Origin of the sequence: Rhizobium sp. BR 362 (assembly GCF_036528765.1) — a bacterium.
Lineage (GTDB): Bacteria > Pseudomonadota > Alphaproteobacteria > Rhizobiales > Rhizobiaceae > Rhizobium.
Genome location: NZ_JARWGH010000018.1, coordinates 63,582 through 79,209, shown reverse-complemented (window position 1 = coordinate 79,209; position 15,628 = coordinate 63,582). Strand labels below are relative to the sequence as shown.

Sequence of the window (15,628 nt, the reverse complement as noted above, 5' to 3'; positions counted from 1 at the left end):
GTTTTGAAGCAGATCATGTCGATCAAACCCGCACGGCGATTTAAAGAAAAGCCATTTTCGCGACATGAATTTCGGAATTGTGAAATGCTGGCGGCTTGACGTCGCCATCGGAAAATGGAATGAAAATTCCATACGGATCATTATTCGGTTTATTTGTTCCGAATTAGGGAGGTGAAGATGACTGTCAGATTTGGTCTGCTCGGTGCCGGGCGCATCGGTAAAGTGCATGCAAAGGCCGTGAGCGGCGATGCCAACGCCAAGCTCGTTGCGGTCGCGGATGCGTTTCCGGCTGCTGCGGAAGCGATTTCCTCCGCCTACGGCTGCGAGGTCCGCACCATCGAAGCAATCGAAGCCGCCAAGGATATCGATGCCGTCGTGATCTGCACGCCCACCGACACGCACGCCGATCTTATCGAGCGCTTTGCCCGCGCCGGCAAGGCTATTTTCTGCGAAAAACCGATCGATCTCGATGTTGCCCGCGTCAAGGCCTGCATCAAGGTGGTCGAAGAGGCCAAGGGCAAGCTGATGGTCGGCTTCAACCGCCGCTTCGATCCGCATTTCATGGCGGTCAAGAAGACCATCGACGACGGCCGCATCGGCGAAGTTGAAATGGTGACGATCACCTCGCGCGATCCCGGCGCCCCGCCGGTCGATTATATCAAGCGCTCCGGCGGCATTTTCCGCGACATGACCATCCATGATTTCGACATGGCCCGCTTCCTGCTCGGCGAAGAGCCGGTTGCCGTCACGGCTACGGCCGCGGTCCTCGTCGACAAGGCCATCGGCGAAGCCGGCGATTACGACAGCGTCTCCGTCATCCTGCAGACCGCATCCGGCAAGCAGGCTATCATCTCCAACTCGCGCCGCGCCACCTATGGCTACGACCAGCGCATCGAGATCCACGGCTCGAAGGGCATGGTCGCCGCCGAAAACCAGCGCCCCTTCTCCATCGAAGTCGCCAATGGCGACGGCTATACCCGCCCGCCCCTGCACGACTTCTTCATGACCCGCTACACCGAAGCCTATGCCAACGAGATCGCGAGCTTCATCGCCGCGGTCGAAAAGGGCGCCGCGATCACGCCATCGGGCGCCGACGGCCTCGCAGCGCTCAAGCTTGCGGACGCCGCTGTTCAATCCGTCAAGGACGGGAAGCTGGTCAAGGTCGACTAAGCCGTCGCCGTACCCGCAAGAGGATATTGCTCGTCTTACAAGTCCGTCGCGATTTACTTCGCGGCGGACTTTTTCTTTGGCTGCCCCGTCGCAGCGCATGATCGTGACTTTTGGCAAGTACTAGAGGGTCTGTCGCCGTCAATCCGAGACTCAATTGCCCAAGCTGTCGCGGAAAGCGCTTGCGAATCACATAAGTCCATGCTTATCTGTTTCTATGATAGAGAACGAGATATTCCGAGCTTTGGCGGACCCTACCCGCCGCGCCATCTTTGAAAAGCTGGCTGCGGGCAGCATGAACGCCAGCGGCCTGCGCGAAGGCATGGAAATCAGCCAGCCGGCGATGTCCCAGCACCTTGCTGTCCTGCGGAGCGCCGGGCTGATCAGAGAAGAACGGCAGGGGCGTTTCGTGAATTACGAAGTCGATCCGGAGGGACTCGCCCTCATCGCCCAGTGGCTGGCGAAATACCGCGCCTACTGGCCCGCCCGGATCGAAGCTCTCAAAGCCTTGCTGAAGGACATGGACCAATGAACGAACTGGATATTCCCGCACGGAAAAGCAATATCGAACTCGAATACGACCTCAACGAGCCTCCGCAAAAGGTCTGGCGCGCAGTCAGCACCCCTGAATTGCGGGAAAACTGGTTGCCCAGCAAAGCCTTGGCCGATCGGAACGCGATTTCCGTCACACCGGGCGAAGAGGTCCGCTACAGGCTGCGGGATGATGAGCCACCATTCCTCGAAAGCACAGTGACGTTCAAGATAGCCCCGAACGCAAGCGGCGGCACGAGCCTGCGCATCATCCACGAGCTTGATGATGTGAGGCTTCGAAGGACTGCAAAAGCTGCGGCGAACGATAATGGCTTCTCGGTGATGCGCGCCGCCTGACACACAAGATCTGTCAACAATTTCAATCAGATTGGAGTTCGCCGATGCGCGAAGTGATGCAACTCGTCCCTATGGTCGTGGAACAATCCAGCAGAGGAGAGCGATCTTTCGACATCTATTCCCGTCTGCTGCGCGAGAGGATCATCTTCCTGAATGGTGAGGTGAACGATGCCGTCTCGGCGCTTGTCTGCGCGCAAATGCTGTTTCTCGAGGCGGAAAACCCGAAAAAGCCGATCAGCCTCTATGTCAATTCGCCGGGAGGGGTCGTAACCAGCGGCTTCGCCATGTACGACACCATGCGCTACATCCGCGCGCCGGTGCACACCCTTTGCATGGGGACTGCCCGCTCGATGGGATCGTTCCTGCTGATGGCAGGCGAACCGGGCCAGCGCGCCGCTTTGCCCAATGCCAGCATCCTGATCCACCAGCCTTTGGGTGGCTTCCAGGGCCAAGCCTCCGACATGCTGATCCACGCTGAGGAAATCAAGCGCACCAAGCACCGCATGACGCGGCTCTATGCCGAACATTGCGGCCGTTCCTATGATGAATTCGAACGCGCCATGGACCGCGACCACTTCATGACGGCAGAAGAAGCTCTGGAATGGGGATTGATTGACCGCATTCTGCATGTTCGCGCGGAAGACCAGCTTCCGGGCTCAGCCTATTGATTTCAATAGCGGCGCCGCCGCCCCTCATGCATGAGGCTGCGTATTTGGTTGAAGGCCGGTTGCCCGGCCTTCTCCTTCATTTTCCTATTTTGTCACCGGTTGATCGCCCGTCTGTTTCCCAGCGGGTGCCGGCGTCACGGCAGCCGGTTGCGCGGCAACCTGATCCGCCATTGCCGGCGGCGCAAACCAGTATTTGGCCGATGTGGTGCCCCGCTTGATGACGACATGCTGGTTGGCGAAGATGCGGTAGGGCTGGCTCCATTCTCCGTCCGGCCATTGCACGCGCACCACGGCGCGTTCATTGGTTCCAAGGCCGAAATGCGTGAAGCCGACATGCCCTGATGCGTGGCCGCCGCCGACCTGCACGCGCTGCACCTGCGTCTGCGTGCCCGCACGGACATTGATCGTGGCGCCGATGCCCATATGGTTGATGGGGCCGTTGTCCAATTCGATTTCGGTCCAATTGCCGAGCGGGCGATAGCCCCAGTCGGTCTTTGCGCCGAGATTGCGGAACAGGAAAGCCCGCTGCATGCGGTTGACGACGAGAATGTCGAGCATGCCGTCATTGTTGAAATCCTCGACCACGGCGCCGCGCCCCTTGCCGGGAAGCGCAATGCCAGCCTCGTCTCCCTTCTCGGTGAACTTGCCGTCGAAGCCGCCGAGCAGAAGATTGTCTGGATCGCTGCTCGCGAAATCCGGCATGGCCTCGACATTACCCTTGGTCAAAAACAGATCCGTGTTGGTATCGTTATTGATGTCGGCGAACTGCGCATGCCAGGCCGTCGACGGCCGGTGGTCCTTGCCGGTATAGGGTCGATAGGCGGCAGCTCCCTTTTCGTACGCCGTGTCGCGATAGCTCGGGCTGTTATCATCGGCCTCGTCGTTGAGCTCCTGCAGCTTGTTGTCACCCATCGACGTGATGAAATACTCCGGCTTGCCATCTGCCTTCGGATCCGCCTCCGCAAGACCCATGCCCCAGATCTTCAACGATGCCCAGCCTTCTGCGCTCGTATATTGCCGCGGCGGCCGTCCGAGCGCGACTTCCCAGAGTTGTTCCTGTCCGCCGCGATAATATTGCCGGTCATTGGCGACGCGCAGCGAATCCTGGCCCGAATGGTTCCAATCGGTGAACAGCATCGACAGCGTGCAATAACTCGGCTTCAGCGGCAACGGATTGGAGTAATCGACCTTGTCATTGCTGACGGGACGATCGAAAACATTGTCGCTGCAGGTGCCGAAGGGCGTTCCCGGCGCATAGCGGTCGACATAATTGCCGAAAGCAAGCGTCGGATATTTGTTGCCGGCTTCCCAGGTGGCGGCAAAGGCGACCGTCCAGTCCTTGCCGCCATCGAAGGCGAAGGTGCGATTGGCTTTTTCAAAGGTGCAGTCCGGACCACCCTTCAGGATGATATTTTCACCGAGCCGCAGCAGCACGATGTCCGTATAACCGTCATTGTCGATATCGATCGGGTAGACGCCGAGGACGGACCGGAGATCCTTGTCGGAAAGATTGATCGGCCTTTCCTTGAATTTCAGCGCGCCGCCCGTCTCGCTTTCATTGACATAAAGTCCCAAAGGGCTGGTGCCGCCGGCCAGCATCAGGTCGGGCTTGCGGTCGCCGTTACAGTCGAAGCTGGCGACGCCGCCGCCGACGAAATATTCCCAGCCGCCGGTATATTGATGGTCTATGCCGGCGGCGACCGCTTCCTCCTGGAAATGCGGGACGTCCATGAGAAAAGGTGCCGGCGCGGGCGTATCCTCGGCGAAGCTGCCGGGGACGAACGAGAACGAAATCAAGCCGGCCACGGCAAGGAGGGCTGCAATCTTCTTCATTGGTTCACCCCTGCCTGCTCGATAACCAGCGTCTTGAGGAATGCGACGATGCGGGCGCGATCGTCATCGGACGCCCCGACATAGGCATCGCGGGCCGCACGGCCGTCGCCGCCATGGGCACGGATCACGCCGTCAAGCGTCGTGATGTCGTTTCGGTGGCCATAGGGCGGCGTCGAAGCCACGCCCCAGAGCTCCGCCGTCATGAAGATATTGCGATCGACAAAGCGTTGCGCCAAAAGCTCGTTGCCAAGCTGGTCGACGGTACTGTCGGTCATGGCGTGGCGCTTGAGATCGCCGAACAGCGGCACCAGCACCTGCCCCTTTTCATTGCGCTTCAGCCTCTTCGTCCAGTCGAGCTGTGCGAGATCGTAAACAGCCGGGTCCTTCACCTGCGTCGTGCTGAGCGTACCCGACATGTCGCTCGGCCCGGGATCGGAGAAGGAGAGACTGTCGAGCGGCAGGCTCGTCCTGTGACAGGCCATGCAACCCATGCTGTCGAACAGCTTTTCGCCGGTCGCCGCCATATCGCGCCATTGAACATTGTCCGGCACCTTCTGCACCGGCGCCGGCAAGGTTGCCTGCCAGGCAACCATCGCCGAAACATCGCCGTCGCTGATCTCGTCGGCATGGCCGTCCCCATCGAAATCCTTGGTGCCTGTCCAGCGACTGCCGAAGCGTTCCACCGGCTCCATGCCATGATGCTGGTTCAACGCATTGACGGTAAACTGGCGGAGCGAAGTCATCACACCCTTCTGGCTGAACGGCCGGATGACGAGATCCATATCGACACCGTCGAGCTCCTGCATATCGACCAGGCCATTGGGCTGCGCGGTCAGCCAGCCGAACTTGACGCCCTTGGTCTCGAGCGCGATGCGCTGGGGCTGGCCGGTTTTTGCCGCAAGTGTAATCGCCCCGGCGCGCTGGCGCTGCAGATCGACGGTCATCTCACGCGCCAAGAGCTCGATCAGACCGTCGCCGAACAGGCTGTTGGTGCCGCGCTCATTGGAAAATTGCGGATCGGTCGTGTCGAAATCCGCGCTCTCGAAACCCTCGGACACGAAGACATTGGTGGTGAAATCGCCGGCACCACCCGGAAAAGGCATGTTGTGGCAGGAGGAACAGGCATTGGCGTCGACACCTGCCGTGCGGCTGAATTCGTTCATCACCGGGTGCTTGCGCTTGGTGGGCACGATCGCCTGGGTGGCGCCGGGACGCCCTGCCCCGTCCTCCACCGTATAGCGCGCCGTAAACAGCGCCTCGCCGATCTTGATGAGAGTCTTGAGCTGCTCGACCGTCTGATGGCCGGAAACCTCGGTGCCGGCCTGCCCCAGTGCCGCGGTCCTCTCCTCCCAAGGCTCAGCCGCCAAAGCGGGCAATCCCGCCGCGGCAAGACAGAGGCACATGAGTGCCATTCGTTTCATAGTCCCCTCCTCAACCGGTCTGGCTATTCAACTCCGCAACGACGCCCGATCTGACGATATCGTCATCCATTATCGCCAGCGCGCGGTTGAGATGCCCTTCGAACACCAGCGTCGGTTCGTCCGCCATCACCCGCAGCTCCGGCATGCCCTCCATGCGCACGACATGCGATTCCGCCAGCCCCTCGGAAATGCCCTCCAGCAACAAGTCGTAATAGCGCGTCCCCGGGCCGGTAATCGCGATCGGCATGCTTTCGTGCAGGCTGAGCACGCGCGACAGGCCGTTGCCGAGCGCCAGCCCCGCCTGGCGGAAGGCAAGAATGTTGCGGCGGCTGCCTTGCCGCGCGCTGGCGGCGATCTTGTCGAGCTCGGCAATCGGCACGAATTTCGCGGGGATCGTGTCGAGCGGCACATCGAAGGCGGCGCGCAGAATGGCATAGAAGCCGGCATAGGCCTCGATGCAGCCGCGTGAGCCGCAGCGACAGAGACCGCCGCCCGACATGTGCAGCATATGGCCGAAATTCGGCGCCGATATTTCGTGCTTGCCCTCTTCGCCGCGGCGCACGATGCCAAGACCGATACTGTGGCCGAGCGAGAGTGCGGCAAGGGCCCGAAAGTCGTGCCCTTTTTTGTTTTCCTCCTGCCGGCCAACGGCGGCGGCGACGAGCTGAGTCTCGTTGCCGAGGATGATTTTCGCCGACCACTCGTCGTGCAGCACCGCGCCAAAATCGATCTGCTCACGCCCGAAAATCGGCGACCAGCGCAGCACCGGCTCCGAACTCTCCACGAGGCCCTTGCTGCTGATTGAAATCATCAGGACCTTGTCGCGCGACAATCGCGAGCGGGCGACGATCCGGTTCAAGGCATCTCGTAGCCCGGTGACGAAAGAGCCGACACCCGAGACGTTCTGCTGCCTCTCTTCGGTGAAGCGGTCGATCAGCCGGCCGGCATAATCCACAAGGGAATATTGCACCGCGTCCGACGAAATAATGACCACGATGAGATAGCCGCAGTCGCGCCGCTGCGAGAAAAGCACGCGCGGCCGGCCGCGTCCACCGGCCGCCTGCTGCTCCGCTTTCTCGATGATCTGCGCCCGCTCCAGATCGGTGGTGATCACCGATATCGTCGCCGACGAAAGCCTGGTGTAATCAGAGAGTTCCGTATGGGCGAGCGGACCGTGGCGGCGCAGTGCCGTCAGCACCAGAACACTGTTTTTCTGGCGGACCAATTCGGTGCTCGATTTGGCCAGCATTATCAAGCCTCCCGCTCATTCCACTCTCTTCTCCGCATTCAGGCCGGCTCTTGTTGGAAGGCCGATTAAACCTGAGGATGCGGGTGTTGACAGCTGAAAAAATCTCTGACACTAAATTTCTCGACTGTCGAGAAAAAAATCCGAACCTTTCTCGTCAGCGTTATCGCGGCGGCCGGCGGGAGCTCAGGGCACGTGCGGTCGCATTCACTCGGGAGGATAATATGAGAGCTTTTATTAAGCTGGCTGCGGGCGCGGCCATCGTTTTGACCATGCAGACGGCGGCCTTCGCGAAGGATCTCGTCGTCGGCGTTTCCTGGTCGAACTTCCAGGAAGAGCGTTGGAAGACCGATGAAGCAGCCATCAAGAAGGCACTGGCAGCAGCCGGCGCAAAGTACATTTCCGCTGACGCCCAGTCGTCCGCTTCCAAGCAGTTGACCGACGTCGAATCTCTGATTTCTCAGGGCGCCAACGCGCTCATCATCCTCGCACAGGATTCCGACGCCATCGGTCCGGCCGTTGAAAAGGCTGCCGACGAAGGCATTCCGGTGGTCGGCTATGACCGCCTGATCGAAAATCCGGCTGCCTTCTACATCACCTTCGACAACAAGGAAGTGGGCCGCATGCAGGCTCGCGAAATCCTGAAGGCCAAGCCGGAAGGCAACTATGTCTTCATCAAGGGCTCCTCGTCCGACCCGAACGCCGACTTCCTGTTCTCCGGCCAGATGGAAGTGCTGAAGCCCGCCATCGACGGCGGCAAGATCAAGAATGTCGGTGAAGCCTACACGGACGGCTGGCTGCCGCAGAACGCGCAGCGCAACATGGAGCAGTTCCTGACCGCTAACAACAACAAGGTCGACGCGGTTGTCGCCTCCAACGACGGCACCGCCGGCGGCGCTGTTGCCGCTCTCGACGCACAGGGCCTCGCCGGCTCCGTTCCGGTTTCCGGCCAGGACGCCGACAAGGCAGCCCTGAACCGCATCGCGCTCGGCACGCAGACCGTTTCGGTCTGGAAGGACTCGCGCGAACTCGGCAAGCGCGCCGCTGAAATCGCCATCGACCTCGCTGGTGGCAAGTCCATGGACCAGGTCAGCGGCGTTCAGACCTTCAACGGCGGCCCGAAGCACGTTCCGATGAAATCGGTCTTCCTGACCCCGATCCCGATCACCAAGGACAACCTCAACGTCGTCATCGACGCCGGCTGGATCACCAAGGCTGAAGCTTGCCAGGGCGTGAAAGCCGGCAGCGTTGCAGCCTGCAAGTAAGCTGTCCTTGAACGGTTGACCCGACCATAATACCGACGCCGCAGCGGCACCCCCGTTGCGGCGTCGAATGCGGATCAGGAGCAGACAACTCTCCCTTGCAGTTGGAGAGGGAGCTTCCCGCATCGTGCTGCGCCATCGCATATCCCATTGATCAGCCGGATGGCGGTCACCGGGACCGGAACGAAGACCGGCCACACAGGCGATGACGCATTTTTGAGATCGGCGCGATACTGCCAGCGAAAGCCCAGAAGGCATCGCCGGCCGCGCCCAACAGTGGGAGAACGGCAAAGCGATGGCCGACATGACACAGTCCACAACATCGAGCGGTCCCCGCAATGCAGAAGCCGGCGCAATCACCCGCTTCCTGCGTGCCACCGAAATCGATACCCGCCTGCTCGGCATGATCGGAGCGCTACTGATCATCTGGATCGGCTTCGATCTTTATCTTCGGATATTCGACGGCCGGGAATTCCTCACCGCCAGAAACCTTTGGAACCTTTCGGTGCAGACCTGCGAAATCGCGGTCCTCGCAACCGGCATGGTGCTGGTCATCGTCACGCGCAACATCGACCTTTCGGTCGGCTCGCTGCTCGGCTTCGTCGCCATGATCATGGGCGTCATTCAGGCCAAGTGGCTGCCGCAATATCTCGGCTTCGACAGTTCCTGGACCTGGATCATTACGCTGCTCTGCGGCCTGGTGATTGGCACGGCCATCGGCGCCTTCCAGGGCGCGATCACCGCCTTCATGAATGTCCCCTCCTTCATCGTCACCCTCGGCGGGCTTCTCGTCTGGCGCGGCCTTGCCTGGTATGTCACCAGCGGCCAAACCGTGGCGCCGATGGACTCCACCTTCGTCGTCATGGGCGGCGGCGGCGCCACCGGTTCGATCGGGGCGACCTGGAGCTGGGTGGTGGGTGTTATCTCCTGCCTGCTGATCATCTTCGGCATCATCAGCTCGCGCCAGCAGAGAAAGCGCTTTCACTTTCCGCGCCGTCCGCTTTGGGCGGAATATTTCCTCGCCGGCCTCGGCTCCCTTCTCGTCCTCGGCACGGTCTATCTCTTCAATAGCTATTATTGGCCGATCGGCATCGCCAAGCGCTACGCCACGGACCATAATATCGCCTGGCCGGAAACCGGGTTGAATATCCCCTACGGCATCGCCGTTCCCGTCCTCATCGCCGTCTCCATCGGCATCGTGATGACCTTCATCGCCACGCGCCTGCGCTTCGGCCGCTATGTCTTCGCCATCGGCGGCAATCCGGAAGCTGCCGAGCTCGCCGGCATCAAGACCCGCTGGGTCATCGTAAAGATCTTCGCGCTGATGGGCTTCCTCGCCGCCGTCGCGGCCGCCATTTCCACGGCGCGCCTGAACTCGGCCGTCAACTCACAGGGCACGACCTACGAGCTCTTCACCATCGCCGCGGCCGTCATCGGCGGCACCTCGCTTGCCGGCGGCAGCGGCACGGTCGCTGGCGCCATGATCGGCGCTCTCGTCATGCAATCGCTGCAATCGGGCATGGGTCTCGCCAATGTCGATACGCCAATTCAGAACGTCGTCGTCGGCATTGTCCTGGTGGTCGCCGTTTGGCTCGACATCGTCTACCGCTCGCGCGCCAAGTAAAAGGAATTCGGAACCATGACGGATCAAACCACTCCGCTTGTGGAAATGAGGAACATTTCCATCTCCTTCGGCGGCATTCACGCTGTCGACAACGCTTCGGTCGACCTCTTCCCCGGCGAAGTCGTGGCGCTGCTCGGCCATAACGGCGCCGGCAAGTCGACGCTGATCAAGATTCTCTCCGGCGCCTACAAGCGCGACAGCGGCGAAATCCTGATCAACGGCGAACCGGCCGATATCCGCACGCCCCGTGACGCCAAGAAATACGGCATCGAGACGATCTACCAGACGCTCGCCGTCGCCGACAATGTCGACGCCGCCGCCAATCTCTATCTCGGCCGCGAGCTGCAAACCCGCTGGGGCACGCTCGACGACGTCGCCATGGAGGCTTCGGCCCGCCAGGTGATGGGCAGGCTCAACCCCAACTTCAAGCGCTTCAAGGAGCCGGTGAAGGCGCTCTCCGGCGGCCAGCGCCAGTCGGTGGCGATCGCCCGCGCCATCCTCTTCAACGCCCGCATCCTGATCATGGACGAGCCGACGGCAGCCCTTGGCCCTCAGGAAACCGCGCAGGTGGGCGACCTGATCAAGCAACTGAAGAAGGACGGCATCGGCATTTTCCTCATCAGCCACGACATCCACGATGTCTTCGACCTCGCCGACCGCGTCTCGGTGATGAAGAACGGCCAGGTCGTCGGCCATGCCCGCACCGAAGACGTCACCAAGGACGAAGTCCTCGGCATGATCATCCTCGGCAAGGTCCCGCCCAAAGCCATCCCCGGCCCCGGCGCGATGAAGAGCTGAGCCCGATATCGCAAGCAAACAAGCAGGGCCGCGCCCCCAAGGGATCGCGGCCCTTTTTCATTCTGAGATATCGATATGCGCTTTCCCGCATTTTCCGCATTGAAGCCAAACGCTTCCTAGGCTAAGAACCACCTCATCGGACAGGCGAGTCAACCCGCCTCAGGCATGCACCCGTAGCTCAGCTGGATAGAGTGTTGGATTCCGATTCCAAAGGTCACAGGTTCGAATCCTGTCGGGTGCGGTTCCGATCTTACTGAAATCATTGAATTTTCTTTTTATTCTGATTTCGCTCTCCAGGTTCGTCGCAGGAACTGCAGGTATGGGTGTTCAGCTCCATTAAATCTGTCCGTCATCAAAACGACGGCATTTCGTATTTCGGAGCTTTTGTGATTGAGACAACTGACTGTCGTTTCGAGTTTTGTCCAGGCAGCACGCCTCAGTAGAGGGCTGGGCAAATTGCGCTTCAACAAAAACGACGATGTTCAACGACTTTGAGCGATATGACCAGCGCACTACGAAGATTCGGGCTTCTGGCCCCGGCACTTATCATTTCAAGATAGGAAGCCGTTCCCCGGCTCTTACCGCGCCTTTCAGTCGATTGTCCGATGGCGCTAATGGGCAGACATAGCGGTACGAATAGGCGCACGAAGGAAAATAGGAAAAGTTGAAATCCAGCACTAATGTGCTGTCTGGGCTGACAACCCCGAGATCCGCTCCCTTGATGGTATCGAGGAGATATCGACCACCGCCATACGTCTCGGTCCCGGAGGTCGCGTCGGCAAACGGCAGGAACACGCCACCGCCGTACCCCTCAATCCAGTAAAGGGTCAATTCGCCACCCAACCTGGCCTCCAGCCCGCTTGTACGGGCGAACGCATGCATCGACAGGTCACCATCCGTCCCTGTTGCGACGGTGATCCGTTCCGACGTTACTGGGCCAAGCTGTACCGTCAGTCGCAACGAGGGATCGTAAGGAAACGTCGTCGGTCCTTCGAACGTCGTGCGGTCCGCCGGTTCAATTGGCGACTGAGGATGGTCGCGAAACATGGTCGAACGGGTATCGCACCAAAGCCGCCAGGCAGCAGCCGCATCTGGGCTGGAACGTATCTCGTAATAGAGATTTGCGATCTTCTCGCGCCACTCCCACAGTTGTAAAGTTTCGTTCAAATCAGACCCTCCCATGTCGGGGATCACGTCCTCGTTCATCGAAACGCTCGCCCAAGCATCTCGTCGCAGCTATTTGCTTGCCAGATTTGCTCTGCCTACGTGTCGATTTGCGACGCACATTTGGGTGCCATGTCAACGTGGACTAGACCACAACAAAAAGTCCTCCACAAGCCGCCATCCCGATCCATTGGCTGGCTTTGCTGAACCCCATCCGGTTTTGCCCCCTGCATGAAATCTATGAATTCAGAGCTCCTTGCCGAAGCTCTGTTCTTTTGCGAAATGAGAAGATCGCAACTGCAAATTCGTCGTCAGCCATACGATGTCGCCAGAACAAGCCGTCTGCCGACTGAGCTGACAACAGCGCCGGCACTATCCATCTATCCGCCCCCCCCAACACCATGAACAAACCGTAACTTGCCTCCTCTACCATAGAGGACGACACTTCTCTCGCGCCGGATAACGGAGATGATAGACATGTCGAATTTGGAAATGCTCGTCAGACGCCGGATCGAAGAAGAGCGTGCCAAGGGGACATCCCCGGAGCGGATAACGCAGCTCGTTCAGGAACTCTTCAACAGCATGGACGCCGCGCAGGCGAATGCTCCCCATGCGGTTTCGCGCGATCGGAATTCTTAAGCCGGATTGCGCCTCTATCAACTTCGCCGGCTCGATCCTGGACATCATCGCGCCGGCGCCTCCTTCGAACTTCCCTCGCAGGCATGCGCCGGTTTGCCGGCCGATGAGGAGACTATAAGCCGGTCTTAATGGAACAGCCGCTATAGACATGCGATAACGAGCCGGGAAACGAGGGGGCGCTATCCATGTCCATCGGGAATTACCTTCGCATGACACTCTCCGCGCTCGCATTGCTGTGCAGCGCCTTGTCGGCCGAGGCGGCCGGGCGGGTTATCTATCTGACCTTCGATGACGGCCCGCTGTCGGGGACGGCGAATGTTCTGGATGTGCTTGCCGAAGAGCAGGTGCCGGCGGCGATGTTCATGGTCGGGCTGCATGTCGAATCCAGCGCTGAGCAAAGAGCGCTGCTGATGCGCGCCAAATCGCTGCCCTTGGTCACGGTTGGCAACCACAGCTACAGCCACGCGAACAATCGCTATAGGGATTTTTATTCCAATACCGACGGCGTCGTGGCCGATATGCTCAAGGCCAATACCGTGCTTGGCCTGACGCCCTGGGTCCATGCCCGCCTGCCCGGGCGTGACGTCTTCCGCCTGATCGACTATTCCAAGGACGATCTTTCCATGGATGCCGCCCGCTACGAGCACGAGGTGGTCGATTACGACTATGTGGCGGCGATGAAGTTCCTGATCTACGGCTGGGACTTCGAATGGGCGCATTCGGGAGATGGCAAGCCGGTGCAATCCGTCGATCTCCTGCTCAGCGAAATCGATCATCTCTTCGCCTATGGCCGGTTCATGAAACGCAACGAGATGATCCTCTTGATGCATGATGAGATGTTTCAGGATCGTTTTGACGGCAGGGAAAGGCTCCAGGCGCTCATCCGGCAATTGAGGCAACGGGGCTATAGGTTTGGCGACATAAAGCAATATGATCCAAACCCTTACACCGGAATCACGGTGCGTTCATCGTCCAAGTGATTTCAAGCAACAGTGATTACATTTATCATCTCGCGTAACCCCAGATTGCCTTAGAAACTTCACGAATTCTCGGCATGGCAGCAAGCCTCGGCGTCCGGCGGAAACCGAGTCGCTTTTGGCGACGCACGGCCCCGGACCCGAATCCAAATCGAGGGGGTGCGAGAGTGTTGCGTGGCTTAAAGTACCTGCTTGTAATGCTTATGATTCCCCTTTCCGGTGCCAACGCGAACGAGTGGTCTTTCCATGGCCGGTGGCGTGTGCTGACATCGAACGTCAGCCCCTGCAAAGGCTGCGCCATAGGCATCGCTCAAAGCGGAACCACCTTGCTCATCTTGAGCTCCAGAGGCTGGGCCGTGGCTCGGACCGAGCGCTATGAGAGTTCGGATCACGCAGTTGGGACGGGCCAGTGGAAAAACTCCCCCGACGGTTCGCTGGATGATGTCGACATCGAATGTGCACTGAGGAACGATCGGCTTTATGTGGTTGTGAAGCCAAGAAGCATCACACTGCAACGGAGCGCCATGACCTTTGTCTTCCGTCGGCGCGCACCTCTCGATCTTTCCAATCCTCTCGGGCATGCAATCTAACCGCCAACGCAAAAACATTCCGGCCTCATGTCGGAAACGCAGCCTATCTTCCGTCCTTGGGTGAGAACGGCGATACCGTAATCGTGGATCGCCGGACAGTCGAACCACGGAGGATATTGACATGGGTAAGACAATCGCAATCTGCCTCGCCAGATTGATCTTCGGCGCCGTCTTCGTGATGGCGGCCAGCTTCAAATTCGCCGACATGCAATCAACGGCGGGCTATATCGCATCGGCCGGCTTTCCGATGTCGCTGTCGCTGGCCTGGATCGCCGCCTTCTTCGAAAGCGCGCTGGCAATCTGCCTGCTGACGGGAGCCTTCTTCTCCGAAGCCGCGCTGCTTGCCGGCATCTACGTCATCTTCCTTGCCTTCAGCTTCCATGGACCCAACCGCTGGAGCGGCAATCAGGCGGAATTCGGCTTTTTCATCGATCATTTCACCTTCCTTGCCGGCCTGCTGTTTGCGGCAGTCCATGGCCCCGGGGAAAGATTGGCCGTTCGCGTCGGCATGCTGCGATCGGATACCGGCATCTGATCGCAGCCGTTTTCTGCAAGAGTGATGCATCGCCTTATAGTGTATAGTTGCTATTGCGATGCTTCCGACGGTTGGGGCGTTCCTGAAAATGGACCGCGGTGGAGGCCAACTGGACGCATCGGCTGCTGTGACCGTCACCTGCTTTATACGGGGACATGGGGGAGAAAGCGCAATGAGTGTCGATCGCGTCTATAATGTTCTGTTCCTCTGCACGGGCAATTCCGCCCGTTCTATCCTTGCCGAATCGATCTTGAACGCCGAAGGCAAGGGCCGCTTCCGTGCCTTTTCGGCGGGCAGCTATCCGAAGGGCACGATAAATCCCTGGGCCATCAGGACCCTCGATGCCCTCGGCTATCCCTCCTCCGGCTTTACTTCGAAACGCTGGGATGTCTTTGCCGAGCCGGGCGCGCCGCAGATGGATTTCATCATTACCGTTTGTGACGACGCGGCAGGGGAAGTCTGCCCGATATGGCCCGGCCATCCAGCTTCCGCCCATTGGGGCATCGAAGACCCCTCCACCGTCGAAGGCTCCGAAGTCGACAAAGGCCGGGCCTTTGCGCAGGCGGCTCGCTACCTGAAAAATCGGATCATGCTCCTGGTAAACCTGCCGCTGGCATCGATCGACCGGTTGGCGCTGGAAGCGCATCTGCACGAGATCGGCCAGATAGAAGGCTCGACATCGCTGCGGGCGTAGCGCGTCCCGCTTCCAGGTGGCGCAAAGTCGATCGTTAGAACTTGCCAAGGGTGCCTTTCGTCGCGCCTGTCCTGGCCTTCGGTTACAATGGAACAAACGGCAGCCGAATTGCCTTTTGTCGC

The 15,628-nt window shown here is 59.7% G+C and carries 15 protein-coding genes and 1 tRNA gene; 12 read left to right on the top strand and 4 right to left on the bottom strand.

The window, feature by feature from the left end; all coding sequences use genetic code 11:
* Positions 1-177 precede the first annotated feature (177 nt).
* The 4 genes from iolG to QDY28_RS20575 all read left to right on the top strand — a co-directional run bounded on the left by iolG (position 178) and on the right by QDY28_RS20575 (position 2,723).
* A complete protein-coding gene (gene iolG / locus QDY28_RS20590; RefSeq protein ID WP_331383508.1) occupies positions 178-1,170 on the top strand; it encodes an inositol 2-dehydrogenase in 993 nt (330 codons plus the stop codon).
* A gap of 214 nt (positions 1,171-1,384) precedes the next feature.
* Positions 1,385-1,699: an ArsR/SmtB family transcription factor gene (locus QDY28_RS20585; protein ID WP_331383524.1), complete on the top strand. Its 315-nt coding sequence runs from the start codon at positions 1,385-1,387 to the stop codon at positions 1,697-1,699.
* Positions 1,696-2,055 carry an SRPBCC family protein gene (locus QDY28_RS20580; RefSeq protein ID WP_331383507.1) on the top strand — a complete coding sequence of 120 codons (360 nt, stop codon included), beginning with the start codon at positions 1,696-1,698 and terminating at the stop codon, positions 2,053-2,055. Before QDY28_RS20585 ends, QDY28_RS20580 begins: the two co-directional genes overlap by 4 nt.
* A 44-nt stretch (positions 2,056-2,099) precedes the next feature.
* On the top strand, positions 2,100-2,723 hold the full coding sequence (locus tag QDY28_RS20575) for an ATP-dependent Clp protease proteolytic subunit (RefSeq protein ID WP_331383506.1): 624 nt from the start codon (positions 2,100-2,102) through the stop codon (positions 2,721-2,723).
* An 84-nt stretch (positions 2,724-2,807) separates the two neighbouring features.
* On the opposite strand, the gene QDY28_RS20570 is transcribed toward QDY28_RS20575, so the two are convergent.
* From QDY28_RS20570 to QDY28_RS20560, 3 genes are read right to left on the bottom strand one after another with little or no spacing between them, the layout of a single operon-like run.
* A complete protein-coding gene (locus tag QDY28_RS20570; protein ID WP_331383505.1) occupies positions 2,808-4,556 on the bottom strand; it encodes a CRTAC1 family protein in 1,749 nt (582 codons plus the stop codon).
* Entirely contained in the window at positions 4,553-5,977 is a 1,425-nt protein-coding gene (locus QDY28_RS20565) for a di-heme oxidoredictase family protein (protein ID WP_331383504.1), read from the bottom strand. The genes QDY28_RS20570 and QDY28_RS20565 overlap by 4 nt, the downstream gene beginning before the upstream one ends.
* 10 nt (positions 5,978-5,987) lie before the next feature.
* Complete coding sequence (locus QDY28_RS20560) at positions 5,988-7,226, bottom strand: ROK family transcriptional regulator (RefSeq protein ID WP_331383503.1); 1,239 nt, start codon at positions 7,224-7,226, stop codon at positions 5,988-5,990.
* 221 nt (positions 7,227-7,447) lie between these two features.
* Here QDY28_RS20560 and xylF point away from each other — a divergent pair, with 221 nt between their 5' ends.
* The 4 genes from xylF (at position 7,448) to QDY28_RS20540 (ending at position 11,148) form a co-directional block, all read left to right on the top strand.
* Positions 7,448-8,488 (top strand): D-xylose ABC transporter substrate-binding protein, encoded by a 1,041-nt coding sequence (gene xylF, locus QDY28_RS20555; protein WP_331383502.1) that lies wholly within the window; start codon positions 7,448-7,450, stop codon positions 8,486-8,488.
* Between the two features lie 292 nt (positions 8,489-8,780).
* On the top strand, positions 8,781-10,109 hold the full coding sequence (locus QDY28_RS20550; protein ID WP_331383501.1) for a sugar ABC transporter permease: 1,329 nt from the start codon (positions 8,781-8,783) through the stop codon (positions 10,107-10,109).
* 15 nt (positions 10,110-10,124) lie between these two features.
* Positions 10,125-10,907, top strand: coding sequence for an ATP-binding cassette domain-containing protein (locus QDY28_RS20545; protein ID WP_331383500.1), 783 nt, complete (start codon positions 10,125-10,127; stop codon positions 10,905-10,907).
* Positions 10,908-11,074: 167 nt separating this feature from the next.
* Positions 11,075-11,148 (top strand) — tRNA-Arg (locus QDY28_RS20540).
* Between the two features lie 305 nt (positions 11,149-11,453).
* Here the strand turns inward: QDY28_RS20540 and QDY28_RS20535 are convergent.
* Positions 11,454-12,113, bottom strand: coding sequence for a DUF1684 domain-containing protein (locus tag QDY28_RS20535; RefSeq protein ID WP_331383499.1), 660 nt, complete (start codon positions 12,111-12,113; stop codon positions 11,454-11,456).
* A 435-nt stretch (positions 12,114-12,548) separates the two neighbouring features.
* Between QDY28_RS20535 and QDY28_RS20530 the strand changes: the two genes are divergently transcribed.
* The 4 genes from QDY28_RS20530 (at position 12,549) to QDY28_RS20515 (ending at position 15,506) form a co-directional block, all read left to right on the top strand.
* A complete protein-coding gene (locus QDY28_RS20530; RefSeq protein ID WP_331383498.1) occupies positions 12,549-12,710 on the top strand; it encodes a hypothetical protein in 162 nt (53 codons plus the stop codon).
* 185 nt (positions 12,711-12,895) lie between these two features.
* On the top strand, positions 12,896-13,690 hold the full coding sequence (locus QDY28_RS20525) for a polysaccharide deacetylase family protein (RefSeq protein WP_331383497.1): 795 nt from the start codon (positions 12,896-12,898) through the stop codon (positions 13,688-13,690).
* A gap of 708 nt (positions 13,691-14,398) precedes the next feature.
* Positions 14,399-14,812, top strand: coding sequence for a DoxX family protein (locus QDY28_RS20520; protein WP_331383496.1), 414 nt, complete (start codon positions 14,399-14,401; stop codon positions 14,810-14,812).
* A gap of 172 nt (positions 14,813-14,984) precedes the next feature.
* Entirely contained in the window at positions 14,985-15,506 is a 522-nt protein-coding gene (locus QDY28_RS20515; protein ID WP_331383495.1) for an arsenate reductase ArsC, read from the top strand.
* Positions 15,507-15,628 lie beyond the last annotated feature (122 nt).

Coding starts and splice junctions, on each gene's coding strand:
- QDY28_RS20530 (WP_331383498.1), top strand. CDS start 12,549: ATGTCGAATTTGGAAATGCTCGTCAGACGCCGGATCGAAGAAGAGCGT.
- QDY28_RS20565 (WP_331383504.1), bottom strand. CDS start 5,977: ATGAAACGAATGGCACTCATGTGCCTCTGTCTTGCCGCGGCGGGATTG.
- QDY28_RS20560 (WP_331383503.1), bottom strand. CDS start 7,226: ATGCTGGCCAAATCGAGCACCGAATTGGTCCGCCAGAAAAACAGTGTT.
- xylF (WP_331383502.1), top strand. CDS start 7,448: ATGAGAGCTTTTATTAAGCTGGCTGCGGGCGCGGCCATCGTTTTGACC.
- QDY28_RS20580 (WP_331383507.1), top strand. CDS start 1,696: ATGAACGAACTGGATATTCCCGCACGGAAAAGCAATATCGAACTCGAA.
- QDY28_RS20545 (WP_331383500.1), top strand. CDS start 10,125: ATGACGGATCAAACCACTCCGCTTGTGGAAATGAGGAACATTTCCATC.
- iolG (WP_331383508.1), top strand. CDS start 178: ATGACTGTCAGATTTGGTCTGCTCGGTGCCGGGCGCATCGGTAAAGTG.
- QDY28_RS20535 (WP_331383499.1), bottom strand. CDS start 12,113: ATGAACGAGGACGTGATCCCCGACATGGGAGGGTCTGATTTGAACGAA.
- QDY28_RS20585 (WP_331383524.1), top strand. CDS start 1,385: ATGATAGAGAACGAGATATTCCGAGCTTTGGCGGACCCTACCCGCCGC.
- QDY28_RS20520 (WP_331383496.1), top strand. CDS start 14,399: ATGGGTAAGACAATCGCAATCTGCCTCGCCAGATTGATCTTCGGCGCC.
- QDY28_RS20550 (WP_331383501.1), top strand. CDS start 8,781: ATGGCCGACATGACACAGTCCACAACATCGAGCGGTCCCCGCAATGCA.
- QDY28_RS20575 (WP_331383506.1), top strand. CDS start 2,100: ATGCGCGAAGTGATGCAACTCGTCCCTATGGTCGTGGAACAATCCAGC.
- QDY28_RS20525 (WP_331383497.1), top strand. CDS start 12,896: ATGTCCATCGGGAATTACCTTCGCATGACACTCTCCGCGCTCGCATTG.
- QDY28_RS20570 (WP_331383505.1), bottom strand. CDS start 4,556: ATGAAGAAGATTGCAGCCCTCCTTGCCGTGGCCGGCTTGATTTCGTTC.
- QDY28_RS20515 (WP_331383495.1), top strand. CDS start 14,985: ATGAGTGTCGATCGCGTCTATAATGTTCTGTTCCTCTGCACGGGCAAT.